The following is a 13,693-nucleotide window of genomic DNA, read 5'->3' as shown; positions in this document are numbered from 1 at the left end:
CGGTAGTCTTAATTTAAAATTTTTATATCATCAAAATAGTAGGTACTGCCATCACCATTGCGACCTGGAACAAATTCAAAGAATACTACAACTCGCACCAAGTTTGATCCAGGATTAAGTCCACTGAAATCCCATTCCAATTCTTCCCATTCATTTGATGTAGTGGTAGTCGCATCCAGGAATTTTCTTGCCCCATCAGTATTAGCGGCATCTTCCAGTTGTATTCTTATGGGAATTCCTGATTTAGGAGATAAGACCTTCATCCTGAATTTTTGGGAACTGGAAAAATCTATAGGAGCATCCAATTCTAAAATGTTACCCGCAAAGAATGCTGCGTTATTACTTTTTAAGGACTGTACCACATTTGCAGTAGGGTTGATTCCTGACGGCATAGGATTAGCGGCTCTTTCAGGCACTGCACCTTCAAATCCTGTCAAATCGTAATTGAGCGTTGGAGATTCAAATCCTATGGGTAGTGCGACTTGGGTTGCAGCAGCGTCGTTCACATTTCCTGATGGCTGTACCACATCCTTATAGAAATAAATATTGTCCACATAAATATTTGATATTGTAGGAACGTTTGCTGCATTATTTGAGATGAAGAATAGTAAACCGATCGCATCTCTAACGCCTAGACCTGTAAATTCTCCTAGCGGTATATCAAAGCCTACCCATTCATTAGTTCTTAAATCTGCACCGCTGATGACTTTTCTTCCAGAAGTTTCATTAGCGGTTTGAACTCCATTCAACAATTGCAGTGTCAATTGATCACCAGCTTGAATAGCTTCCTGCACGTTAATGTCGACGTGAATATGCGTCATTTGGGATGCATCAATGGGAGAAACATCCATAAAAGCACCGATACCCACAAAGTTTAAGTTTGTATAATTGATTACTTCTTGTCCATTGATATTGATAGGTGGTGCACCACCAAGGGTTGTTTGTCCGTCTCCATTAAAGAACCCGTTGTAATAATCTACAGGTACATTGTTATAGGCATCACTAAAAATAGAAATGACATTTGCAGGATCACGATCTGGTGTAGGTGCCTGTTCAAATTCACCTAACGATTCTAATGTTAGTGATCCAGCGGCTTCTTCTCCTAAAATGGTCGCAGTAATCAGTGTCGTTCCAGTTCCAGTTACATTGATTACTCCACTTTCATCAACCGTTGCTACTGATGGATTTGAGGATGTATATTGAAAATAAGCTGGAGCAGGAATAACTGTGACGTCCTGACCATTTGCAGTATTAAATGTTTGAGTAATACCAGTAACGCTGACCGACGCACCTATAAATGTTTGTTGATTCACATCTTCACCATTAAAGATTGCCGCTCTAGGTTGAGCTACGGTCCCAAGTCTTTCAAACTGAACCGTGTCCAGCCAAAAGGTATAACCATCACCATCTTCAGGACCTTCTGCATACCACAACAATCCAGATTCTTGAGTAAGTACAGAAGGGTCTGGAATAGGAATAATATATTTCTTCCAATTAGTAGTCAATCTCAAGTTTTGTCGAGTTACTAAATATTTAGCATCTCCAAAGTCTTGACCAAATCCAATTTCATTTATGGTACCAGCCGTAGTAGCTTTTGCGTAAAAAGTCAACGCATCGTACTTAGTCAAGTTGCGTCCTCCATTCAAATCTCTGAAAATGGCACCTGCGAAAGCCCCATCTGGATCTCCAACATTAGGCACATCAAATCGCATCGCTGCAGACCCTTCAAAAACTGTTTCGGTATCTACCGTAAAGGCATCTAGTTTAGAACCTCCAAATGGGAAATAGTCCAATCCAGAACTGAATTCGTCAATAAAAACGTCTGGATTATCTGAGAACAACGCTTCTACAGCATCGTCTGAAATTTCACGTTCACAACCTATCAAAATAGCTGCGGCCACGCCCAGAAGTGCTAGGCTTTTCCAAATTATATTATATCTCTTTTTCATCATTGCTATATTATTTTCCAATATTGATATGAACGTAAGTTCTTATTTCCCATTCAGATCCATTAGGGAATCCAACAGGACTGATGGTTGGTTGGTTGGCAAATTCGGCAGCATTATTAGGGCTGTATCTAGGTGAGAATTGATCTAAAGATCTCCAGGTACCTCTTATACCCATGACTGTGCTTGGTAAAATGAACCAATCTGGTTTACCTATCGAATAAGAAAGATCCAACATCAATTGCAGCGGGAATGTTAGGTTAAAGTCTCTGTGATAATCATAAGGACCCCAATCATTTACCTTAACTTCTGAAACCAGCTTCATTTTATTGTACACCAATCTTACATCACCACCATATCGATAGATTAGTCTTTCACTATCTCCATTCGGTTGGGACTTACCGTAATATAGATTACCGATTAATGCCAGTTCTGGGGAAATCTTAGAAACTACTCTACTATTAGCTTCCCATAAATCTTCAGCAGGAACTGAATCTGGGAAAGGGAAGAAAGTTCTATTGGCATTAAAACCAATGTGGGCGTCTTGCTTCGTTGGTAAATGCCAGAAAACAAATCCCGCACTAAATGCCAGCGGAGCGTCTTCAGATCTATCATTGTCCCATTCATAAAACCATGTACCAGGAGTCGGGTCAAACGTCAGCAGCAATTCTCCAGCGGTAGTTTCACGATTAGCTCGTACGGCAAATGGGTCATCAATAACATTTCTCAATCTTGCGGGTGCTCCAGCATCATTAGGGATCGCCTCAACTAGTGGTTTCTGGTATAAAAAATTGGGTGCTATTTGCCAATCACCTAAAGAATAAGTAAATCCAGTAAGAAAATTAGACATGTTACCACTACCTATGTCCTTCAACCTCCAACCGGTAAATGTTTGTGTTTGATCTGCACCGCCTTGAGCTACCAAACCATTAATACCACCTTGTGCATACCAATTGATTTTACCGCCTTGGTATGTGATTTTGGCTTTTCCACCCCAATTGTCGCTTGACTTGACTCTATCTTGAAAAACAGTATAGTTTCCAGGACTACCTGCAACATCTTGATAAGTAGTTCCATTAAGAGGACTTCCAGCCCAAATACCTCCTAAAGTAAATCCAAATTTACCAATCTCCTTTTCTAAAACGATGGTCGCTCTTTCTGTTGGGAATGGAGGAATAATACCACTACGTAATTGATTGGCATCTAATTCACGACGGCCATCATCTCCTAAAATTATTTCAGTTTCAACATCGCGATGGTAGATTCCAGTAACATCTACTCCAGCTATCTTTCTACGGTACTTGAAGAGAGCGGTTGGGTTGGCACCCCACCAAAGTTGTGGTCCAAAAGCTGCTTTTGCACCGTCTAATACTCCTTTTCCATCGATTTCAGCTCCTAAGATTTCACCGCCGTAAATATCTAAGTTAGGTCCGTAATTTGCTTCTGGATACAATCCAAAGAAGTCACCTTCATAACCCCAATGATAATGTCCGGTCCTATAGAATCCACGTAAATCAAAGTCTTTAGCATTCCATTCAAACTCTGCATCATAAACATTTACACGATTCACATCGTCAATGATAACACGCTGATTATTCTGATCCAAGGAGACAACTGGTCTCGCCCTGTTCTCATAAAATATTTCATTGATAGGATTTTGCGCGACTTTGCCAATGACGTTGAAGTTGACATTAGCACGCATATTAGCAGCTGGCTTTCCTTCTATACCTATAAAATAAGATTGCATGTGATCAAAGCCCAATTCATCTGGAAAGGCGTTGGAATCTGGATCTGCTGTCTCTGGAGTGGTGATTAAGGATCCACCAGTAGTAAAAGTGGTGAATCTGGCACTAAGGTTACTGATTGCTAATTTGGGCCCACTACCGCCACCACCTAAAGCAGCTGCATCACCACGACCACGTAGCACCGCATCCATCAGACTAATGCTGTCAAAGTAATTCTCCATACTTTCTAAAGTCATGTTACTGGCATATGGATTAAGTTGATGAACTTCTTTTAAGGTATAATAGGCCGCTCGCGGATACAAATCATAAAGACCTCGTTCATTTGAAAATCCTTTGGCACAGATCCCAAACCATTCTTCATTCATGTTTTTGGTGGTGCCATCGGTATCCAAGGTATAACCACCGCTCAACCAACTTGCTTCTGTATTATGAATGTCGAGATCTTTGGTTTGTCCACGTTTCCACCAACCGTCACTAAATTGAAAAGTGAACCCTCCTAAGGAATTTTCAGCTTTTCCTAATCCAGCAACGTTCTCGTAAATCTCTTTCCAATTATTGAGCATGTAATACGCCTGCATTTTTTGATCTTCACGATTGTCCAATGCGTTAAAGGCATCTGCACCAAACTCTGAAAACATGATGGGCTTACCTAATTCATTTTTCACCCTTTCAAAAGCGTCACTAAAAGAAACACCACGATACATGTTGGTAGCATAAATATCAATGTCTGTACAGTATTCAGCCACTAGGTCTAAGTATAAAAGGTCTCCATTACAGATTGCCACTGGATGCTGTGTATCTAGTTTTTTCATCTCAACAACAGCCTCATTAAACAATTTATACATTGCTCTAGCTCTTGTGATAACTGTACCTTCTGTCTCTATAGGAATATCTTCGGTCTCTGCTCCACCCCAAGAAAGTCCGTAGTTGTTTTCATTTCCTAGCATAAACATCAACAATCCAGGCGTGTCCTTAAACTCCTCAACCATAGCTTTCGTTTCCCTAAGTAGTAGCTCTTGAGTGGCTGGATCAGCATACTCTGTATTTGGGAACCAAGTGCCATTGATGGTCAAACCATAACGCCCAAAGGAATGATTGATCATGGTATATATTCCATAATTCTCATATATGAACTGAACCCATTTAGGTTGAATACCTACATAGACACGTATCGTATTCACTCCCATATTTTTTAGCAATCCCATCTCGCTGTCTAAGGCTGCCTTTATAAAGTCATCCGACTGTGCCCAGAAATTATAGGAGTAGTTCTTACCAATAGGTACATAATCCCAGTTCATACCATTAATGATGAATGGTTTGCCGTCAACAATCAATGTCTGACCGTTAACATCGTCCATCACTGATACTTTCTGAACCTGAGAAAAACTCAGGGATATTGAAAAAATCAATAAAATGCTTAAAAAGAACTTTTTCATACGGGTCAGTTATTTAAAAATTATGTAATCCTTGATCGAAAATTTATAGAACATGATACGTCCGCCGATAAGATTTATAAATATAGCTTTAGTAAAATTTTAAGTAAAATTTGACACCTCTACAATAAATATACAATGAGCAACTAATCGTGAGATCATTAAAAATAAGACAGTTTCTTTATACTTATCTAAGAAACAGCGAGATTAAATTATGTTCTTGGTAAAGATTGTTGTGAAATACTGGTTTTGATGTAGTGATGTTGAGTTGATTTTAGGAAAAATATTCTTAATTAAATCTCAACAATGTATCCAGTAAGACTATCATCTCGAGATAATCCCATTTTTTTACGCAAACGATATCGCTTAATTTCTACACTACGAGGAGAAATATTTAAAAGCGGAGCGATCTCTTTAGAAGAAAGATTGAGTCTTAAATACACACATAGGCGCAAATCACCAGACGTCAAATTAGGATGTTTCTCCTTTATCTTTTTGAAAAAGTCTTTATCCGCATTATTGAAGGCTTCTTCAAAAGCGACCCAATCTTGTTTACTGTTTAAACTCTTATCCAGCATCTTTTTTAAGGATTTGGATTCTTGAGTAGTAGGTAAGTTATCTAACTCGCCTCTCAACTGATTAAGAGTTTCGTTCTTCCTAATCATAGCCATTGTTTTAATGGCTAAGTCTCTGTTTCTGGATTCAATATCAGAATTAAGTTGTTGATTTTTAAGGTCAGCGATATCCTTTTGACTTTTTAGTAGATCAAGCTCCATTTGCTGACGCTGCTTCTCTAGATCCAGATTTCTTTTTCTATTGTAATACCATTTAAAAATGCGTCCTACAAGGAATAGAATACCTAAGGATAAGATCACATAAATTACGATTGCTGTCCTTGAAAGATAAAACGGCGGTTCGATCGTGAAGGCAAAAACAGCCTCATCCTCTGAAATCGAACCGTTAACGATAGACCTTATCCTAAGTTGATAGTCTCCATGATTCAAATTTTCAAAGAGAATGGAACCCTTCTCAAAAACATCAGACCATGAATCACTGTCTCCATCTAAAAAGTATTGATACTTAACACTGTCGAACACGTTGTAATCGGTCACATGAAAAAAGAACTCAACTACATTAGTTCTGTGATCCATGCTGTTGTCTTGATCAAGATCCAATAGTTCGTTAGAGCCATTCCTATTGCTTATGCGCACCCTATCGATTACTATTTTTCCATTGACCTCTTCAGTCTCCCTATTATCCCAAAGCAGATAACCTTGAGACGTTGCGATGAGATAGTTTTGGTTGGGTAATTGAATCAGGCTTTCATACCCTTTAGTTTCAGATCTTTTAAAGTGCGGTATCAAGATGTTCTTAGCTTCAAACGTATCGTTGATGGGCTCTTTGTTAATTTGAATCAATGATTGATCAGAAAACATCCAGAAGGAACCTTCATTGATTTTGATCATCTTACCAGAAGTATATCCATTGGATTCTATAAACGATGATAGCACCTCATTTTTTTTAAAACTATCAGATGTCTCGGTCTTGACATAAATACCTCGTGGTGTGGAATACAGAACGTCACCACCTAATTGAATCACATCAGAATTAATTCCAGTACCTACGGCATCTATAAGTTTATAATTTCCAACGGTGCGGAAATCGTCGCTTACATCAAGTTCATACAATCCTTTGTACTCATGTCCTACATAAATCTGTTGACCATCTATCACCAGATCTTTAGAGCTTATGTCAAATCCTTCCAGTTTATTTCTGAGACTCCACGTGTTATTTTCTCTTTGTAAAACAAAAAGACCACTATAATTTCCCTGAAGTATAAGATCTGTAGTTCCTTCTAGTGGTTGTACGTCCCACGTTCCTTCCTCAAAAGCAATTTGGGTGGCTATCTTACCGTCGATGATAAAGGTTCCAAGGTTGTGACCACAGAATAAGGTTCCATCAATCTCCTTTAAAGCCCATACCTGACCTTTAGTTCCTCCAATAAATTCAAACGTTTTTTGATTGGGTGGTCTAACATACAATCCTTGATTCGATCCCAGATACAGGTGTCCTTTATGATAAATAGCATCATAAATAGTTCCCAGCTTACCTTCTCTATCTATGAAAGTTTTGAACCTTGAGGTAAGGTTGATATAATCAATACCATTATCTAGACCTGCCCACAAATTGTCATCTACATCCACAAATACAGATAAAACGGTATTGTTTGACAAGCCATTGGATTGATTTATTTGATAGTCCACCACACCAGTACCATCCATGACTAACAAACCGTTGGATATGGTTCCTAAGGCAAAACCTTCACCTTCTATGGCCACTGCAGAATAAACCGTGACCGGCCTGGAAAATTGATTGGTCGAGATAAGTTCCAGAGAATCATTCTCAAATACATAAAGGGAATTTGCGGCAGTAACAAGCTTGATTCCTCGATCACTATCTCGCATACCTATGACGTTGCCATCTATCAAATCCTGCTTAATGATGAGCTGCGGCTCGCCACTTACAATCTGATAAAGGCCTTGCCCATTTACATGAAAGTAGATCCCATTGCCAACTTTGAAGATTTTGGTGAGCCCTTGTTTTTCTACGACGATTTGAACCGTTTTATTTTCTGGGTTATAGGCATAAATACGACCTAAGGACTGTATTAAAACAATAGATTCACTAGAGATGATGTCCCAGAATTGCTCATCTTCCAGTATGGGAACGTTGAGGGAATCAACAATGGATGTATAAGCCAGCGTCCCATCGTTTTGTCGCTCCCAGTAACCAAAATCCATATAAGATCCTGTATAGACACGATCTTCATGCCACTCAACAGACCGCATGATGCTCTCGTTAGGTGTTGGATATAGATACCAATGTTCTCCATTGTACTCTAACAGTCCTTGATTATTCGCGAAAAATATATTTCGGTCCTCAGACTGTGCGATCTTCCAGTTTTGATTTTCGGCGCCGTAGGTTGCTGGTGAAAAGTTGCGCACCGGTGGCAACTCTTGCGCCTGCACCAAGAGAAAACTAAAGAAAAAGCTGGCAATAAATAGAAATACCTTCAAGCAAGAGTTTTGCCTAAAGCTAAGATAAATCTCAATAATTTTAGGGAATTAGATTACTCTACTGGTTAAATCCGCGCAGTTTGATGGCAGTCAAGACCTTTTTTGTATAAAGTGGGAAATCTGCGTTCTGGATCCAGCTATAATAACCTGGCTCATTTTCAAGCACATCCACGACAAGTTTGCCTTTGTGCTTACCAAAGTTGAAGCACTCCTCACCTTTCTCATTATAAGCTAGCATACCTGCAAAATCCACAGGTTTGCGTCTGGTAGAAAATTCTGCTAGGGATTTCATGTCATTATCAAGCTCCGGATAACGTTCCAACTGGCCCTTGAGCACCTCATAGGTCGCGATGGTATCTGCCTCTGCGCTGTGTGCGTCAGTAAGGTCCTTATCACAGTAGAATTTATAGGCCGCGACTAGCGTGCGCTGTTCCATTTTGTGGAAGATATTCTGCACATCGATCGCATTTCTATTGCCCATATCAAAGTCCACATCGGCACGCAACATTTCCTCGGCTAACAATGGGATATCAAAACGGTTGGAGTTGAACCCAGCCAGATCAGAGTCCTTGATAATCTTATTGATCTCGCGGGCAAGCTCTTTAAAAGTGGGCTCATCAGCCACCATATCATCTGTAATACCGTGTACTGCAGTAGTTTCTGCTGGAATCGGGACTGTTGGATTCACCCTGTAGGTATACGTCTTTTCACTACCATCAGGAAACACCTTATGAATGGAAATCTCAACAATTCGATCCTTGGAAATATTGGTTCCAGTGGTTTCCAGATCAAAAAAACAGATGGGACGATGTAGGTTGAGCTTCATGGGTATTGGTTCTTTAAAATGGATTCAGGTCAGTATTTGACGTTGAGGATGTTTTGATGTTTCGCTTTCGCGAAAGCGAACTTAACTAAAGCCAGTAACTTATTTACCCTCAATTTTATACTTTTACAAAGATAGCTGGTCAAAACAGGATAAACCTTCTTTCCATCCATAAGAAACATCATGAAATATTCTTTACTACTACTTCTATTCCTTACAGCACAGCTTTGCGTGGCACAAGTCGTCATCAACACCGGTAAAAAGTCAGAGCAACAACCTGAAAATCTAGAAGTTCTTGTCGCTAATTCCAATCCATCTGTTTTACAACCCATAGGCCAGAAAGGCACCAGCTCTGGTCTGGTATATGTTACCTTGGGAAGTTTGACGGGTCAGCTTAGTAAGTTTGAAGTTTTCTTTAGACAATATCTTATCCAGAATTACAATGTAGGCTATGAATTCTACGGTTGTAATTTGATAGGACCTGAACTGGCTTACATGAATAAAAAGAACAAAGAATTGACGGACGCATTTGGCGAAGACTTCATTGCCACCCAAAGAGAGAAAGCCAAAGAATTGTTCAATAAAAAAGCATGACCATGTTAAAGTACCTCTTATGGATTCCCATCTTTCTGTTTCATAATGCCAGTCAAGTACCGGACGGCATCGAGATTAGCGTCAGAAAAGAGCATAAGAAAATTGTTTATGTTGCCACTAATGTAACAGACAAACCTTTGAGCCTGTTCTTTAAAGTGGAGAGCGATGGTTTCCGTCGACGGGCAGATCGTCCCATCATTACTAGCATTCCTGCAAAATCCTCCAAAGATCTACTGACGCTTATCCCGAAAAAGGATGCAGATACCACACATACCTATGTGGCGGTAGTAACTAAACCACAGGATAATATCCAAATAAGAAAAACCGATAGTCTGGGACGCGAGATACGACGCATCGATACGGACAGCGTTCGCAGTCGTTAATTGTTGAATAATTCCTTACGCAACATCACCACAATCGCTACTAGATAAATCAAGTAACTGGCGAGGTGAGCCATGACGACGCCTTGACTGCCATAAATTCTGATCAAAAAGTAGTTGGCTATAAAAAAAGAGGCCAAACTCACCACCTCAGCAATCGCATAACGCTTCAAGTCATTCACCGCAATGAATCTAAAGGCAAGAACCGTGGTGATTGCTTTGATGAAATCACCAGCGAGCTGCCACTTGAATAAAGGTAACATTCCTGTAAACTCTTCAGAAAAGAGGTAGCTGACAATAAGATCTCTACTCAAGTAAATAGCGACCAAACCTAAGCTGATAGGAATCAATATCGTTTTATAGAAATGGAAAACAGTAGATCTGTAATTCTGATAAGATGCGTCTTTACTTAAATTAGGTAATACATACAAACTCACTAGGGTTGTTACGAACATCATGTAGTATCCAGAAATACGTTGTAAACCTTCCCAATTGCCTGCGGTGGTATCGCCCAAAACGCCTCGCACATCCTGTCGTACCGCAATGAAAGTTACTGGTATCAACAAGGCACTGATCAACGCCATGCTGCTGTAGCTCATCAATGGCTTGAATTTATCTTGAGAAAAGCCATTTGATAGCAATTCCTTTAAAGTAAAAGTCCTTTTCAAACGCCACCAGATAATCACCGCGATCACACACTGTAGTACTGGAGTTGCGACAATGGCAATCATCGCTCCATCCAACAAATAATTGTAAATCAATAATACGCTAGTTCCAAAAGCGATCAAATTGATCACAATATTAACTGAGACATAGGTCTTATACCATTCAAAACCTTGTAATATGGAACTGACCATGATGAACAGAATATAGAACGGCATGGTGATCGCAAGACCTCTAAAAATGAAGGCGTAGCTGCGATCTAGGCCAATGAGATAAGCATCTAGACAAGTAGCCATAAAAAAAACGGTCACTCCTATAAGCAAAGATGCCGCAAGCGCTGCGATCCATGCGGTAGAGAAAATGGATTTAAGTTCTTGTATATTGTCTTTATGTTGGGCTGCATAGCGCACCAATCCATTTTCCATTCCTAAAACACTAAAGGTTTGCAGCCCTTGAAAAAAGTTGCGGAAATTTCCCATCACAGCCATTCCTGTCGTGCCCAGAAAATTAGCCACTACCCAAGACATGACCGCACCAGTAGCAATGCGTATAACAATGTGAATGGAATTGAAACCGGCAACTTTAAGCAACAAATTGCGATTGAAGTATCGCAGCAATTGTCTCATGAATACTCGTTTATGGCAATCACGATTTCCTGGACCTCATGATCTTCCAGTAAAGGATGACAGGGCAAACTTACCTCACTATCATGAAGATATTCCGTTTGTGGGAAGCTCATGTCATTGAATTCCTTAAATGCCAGTTGCTGGTGTGGTGGTATGGCATAATGCCTATTGGTTTGAATGCCGCGATCTTCCAGATAGGCCACAAATTGATCTCTTTCTTCCAGAAAAATTGGAAACACATGAATGGAATTAGACTCTAGAAAATCAGTTGGAGGTAGTTTGACTCTAGGATTCTCAATCTGCTCCATGTAAACCTGCGCGATCTTTTTCCGTTTTTTATTGTCGTTATCCAGAAATAGCAACCTGTTATTGAGAAATGACGCCTGCAAAGGATCCAGCCTGCTGTTAACACCTTTCATATCATTGACAAACCGTGAGGTCCTACCATAATTAGCCATACGACGTGCCATTACGGCAAGTTCTTCGTCATTGGTCGTGATCGCACCAGCATCTCCTAGAGCGCCCAGATTTTTTGTGGGATAAAATGAAAATGCGCTGGCCATACCACGACTTCCAGATCGTTCACCGTTGCTGGTTTTAGCTCCATGGGATTGTGCCGCGTCTGTATAGATGGGTTTGTGGTTCGCTTTCGCGAAAGCGTACACCTCATCATCCACCAGTTTTCCATAAATATCTACGGCAACTATCGCATCCACATTTTCAAGGTGTTTCTCTACCACATCCTTAGTGATCAATAGATCGTGGACATCCACGGGAATAGGATGCATGCCAGCCTCTGTAATGCTTAAAAAAGTGGCGATGTAGGTATGCGCTGGCACGAGTATACGAGCATTTTCAGGTAGTCTTCCCAACTGTTTTTCGGCACGTAGGATGATCGTCAGTGCATCGAGTCCGTTACCGGTCCCTATACAAAATTGAGTGCCACAATATTGGGCATAATCCATTTCAAACCTTGTAACAGGCTCACCACCAATGTAAATACCCAGATCCTGCAATTCCTGCAAGGCCTCGCTATCTCTTTGGGAAAAACGACGCTGTAGTGCTTTGATATCCAGATATGGAATGTGAAAGTCGATAGGTTCTAGATTAGGTTATCGTAAAAGTAATCAAGTATTTAGGAAAATGCCTGTGAGATGCTAGATAGATTTTGGAGCGTGTGGTAGGTGAGTAACAACGCTAGGCCTATGTTCACCACCAGAGCAATGTGCTTTTTCAAACTCGCCTTTTCCTTAATGCTGAGTAGTGCCAGTACAAAACCGATGATCACCGTTACAAAAAATAGGGTGATCAGATAGCCCACCACACTATCCAAAGCAGTACTTCCATTCCTGTTGCTCATGGACAAAATGAGAAAGGCCACCATTAGAATGATGGAAAATACAGAGAAGTGAAAACTGCGTTTGGAAAAATTCATAAGCTTAAAGTTAATTCAAAAACTGAGGTGGTTGTGGCGCCTAATTGCTGTTTGAATCTCTTAAGGCCTTTATTGACGCTGCCATCTGGATGATTGACAGTTCCCAAGTCGACGAATTCTTTCTTCTGCTCTTTAGCTTCCTTTATGATTTCTAGGTATAAAAAGTCCATCGCGTTGTGCTCAAAGCCTTGCTTATTTGCGGCGGCATATTGAATCTTAAGAATGTTGCCAAAATCAAACAAAGTGATACCAGCAACTAACATATCATCAACCTCAACGCCATATTGTAGGATTTGATCAGGAAACAACTGTTGCAGCAATTCAATTTCCTCAATACTGTGTACCGGTCTCGCTTGATGTCTGGCCATTAATTGAGGTTCTAATAAATCACTCCAGAAATTTTTAAGATGAACGTCCTTCATCAACCTCAACTTTTCAAACTTCCCGTTGCGATAGCCAATCGTTTTTTTGGGACTAGGTTGCCATTCTTGGGTCAAATCCACTACTAGATCTACAGATTCCTGGCTCGTTTCAAAACTGTTGTTTTTGAGAGTCAACCATTCCGCATTAAAATTCGGATTATAATACTGTGGTGGCAGCTTGAGGTTTAATATTGCTAAATCCTCTGCTTTGGCATAATCGATTAATTCTTTTGTTAGCGCCCGATAAAATTTTGGATGATCGCTTGCCTGGCAAGCATAAGTTGAAATCAGAAAACTCCCATAAGTCAAACCTTTATGGCTTTTCAAACTCTTGTCAATGATGTGCGCGGGAAAACAAGCAACAAATGTATCGTTATCAAAAAACATTAGGCTATGATCTTCAAATCGATGTGCGTGATATTCCATAAAATCACGCTCATGCAAGAAACAACCACTATGAGACTCGCGGACGCATTGATCCCATTGGTCTTTAAATTGTGGTGTGTAAAGGGTGATTTGCAAATTCAGAAAATTGAATTGTGAATATAA

10 protein-coding genes are annotated in these 13,693 nt (G+C 40.1%); 2 read left to right on the top strand and 8 right to left on the bottom strand.

Going from position 1 to position 13,693, the window contains the following annotated elements; all coding sequences use genetic code 11:
- Positions 1–8 precede the first annotated feature (8 nt).
- The 4 genes from AAU57_RS06295 to AAU57_RS06280 all read right to left on the bottom strand — a co-directional run bounded on the left by AAU57_RS06295 (position 9) and on the right by AAU57_RS06280 (position 9,027).
- Positions 9–1,952, bottom strand: a complete 1,944-nt coding sequence (locus AAU57_RS06295) for a glycosyl hydrolase family 16 (RefSeq protein WP_197275393.1) — start codon at positions 1,950–1,952, stop codon at positions 9–11.
- 7 nt (positions 1,953–1,959) lie between these two features.
- Entirely contained in the window at positions 1,960–5,127 is a 3,168-nt protein-coding gene (locus AAU57_RS06290) for a glycoside hydrolase family 2 TIM barrel-domain containing protein (RefSeq protein ID WP_055412106.1), read from the bottom strand.
- Positions 5,128–5,417: 290 nt separating this feature from the next.
- Positions 5,418–8,201 carry a triple tyrosine motif-containing protein gene (locus AAU57_RS06285; protein WP_055412105.1) on the bottom strand — a complete coding sequence of 928 codons (2,784 nt, stop codon included), beginning with the start codon at positions 8,199–8,201 and terminating at the stop codon, positions 5,418–5,420.
- 58 nt (positions 8,202–8,259) lie between these two features.
- Positions 8,260–9,027, bottom strand: a complete 768-nt coding sequence (locus AAU57_RS06280; protein ID WP_055412104.1) for a 3'-5' exonuclease — start codon at positions 9,025–9,027, stop codon at positions 8,260–8,262.
- A gap of 180 nt (positions 9,028–9,207) precedes the next feature.
- On the opposite strand from AAU57_RS06280, the gene AAU57_RS06270 reads away from it, so the two are divergent.
- Positions 9,208–9,618 (top strand): hypothetical protein, encoded by a 411-nt coding sequence (locus AAU57_RS06270; protein ID WP_156340016.1) that lies wholly within the window; start codon positions 9,208–9,210, stop codon positions 9,616–9,618.
- 2 nt (positions 9,619–9,620) lie between these two features.
- Positions 9,621–10,001 carry a hypothetical protein gene (locus AAU57_RS06265; protein ID WP_055413691.1) on the top strand — a complete coding sequence of 127 codons (381 nt, stop codon included), beginning with the start codon at positions 9,621–9,623 and terminating at the stop codon, positions 9,999–10,001.
- Here the strand turns inward: AAU57_RS06265 and AAU57_RS06260 are convergent.
- The 4 genes from AAU57_RS06260 to AAU57_RS06245 form a co-directional block, all read right to left on the bottom strand.
- Positions 9,998–11,287, bottom strand: coding sequence for an O-antigen translocase (locus AAU57_RS06260; RefSeq protein ID WP_055412101.1), 1,290 nt, complete (start codon positions 11,285–11,287; stop codon positions 9,998–10,000). The two genes, AAU57_RS06265 and AAU57_RS06260, sit on opposite strands and share 4 nt — an antisense overlap.
- On the bottom strand, positions 11,284–12,357 hold the full coding sequence (locus tag AAU57_RS06255) for a DegT/DnrJ/EryC1/StrS family aminotransferase (RefSeq protein ID WP_262491944.1): 1,074 nt from the start codon (positions 12,355–12,357) through the stop codon (positions 11,284–11,286). The genes AAU57_RS06260 and AAU57_RS06255 overlap by 4 nt, the downstream gene beginning before the upstream one ends.
- Before the next feature lie 65 nt (positions 12,358–12,422).
- On the bottom strand, positions 12,423–12,722 hold the full coding sequence (locus AAU57_RS06250) for a hypothetical protein (RefSeq protein ID WP_055412099.1): 300 nt from the start codon (positions 12,720–12,722) through the stop codon (positions 12,423–12,425).
- Positions 12,719–13,666 carry a GNAT family N-acetyltransferase gene (locus AAU57_RS06245; RefSeq protein WP_055412098.1) on the bottom strand — a complete coding sequence of 316 codons (948 nt, stop codon included), beginning with the start codon at positions 13,664–13,666 and terminating at the stop codon, positions 12,719–12,721. The genes AAU57_RS06250 and AAU57_RS06245 overlap by 4 nt, the downstream gene beginning before the upstream one ends.
- Positions 13,667–13,693 lie beyond the last annotated feature (27 nt).

The organism is Nonlabens sp. YIK11 (genome assembly GCF_001413925.1).
GTDB lineage: Bacteria > Bacteroidota > Bacteroidia > Flavobacteriales > Flavobacteriaceae > Nonlabens.
The sequence above is the reverse complement of the archived record's forward strand: the minus strand, read 5'-3'. Positions and strand labels throughout refer to the sequence as shown.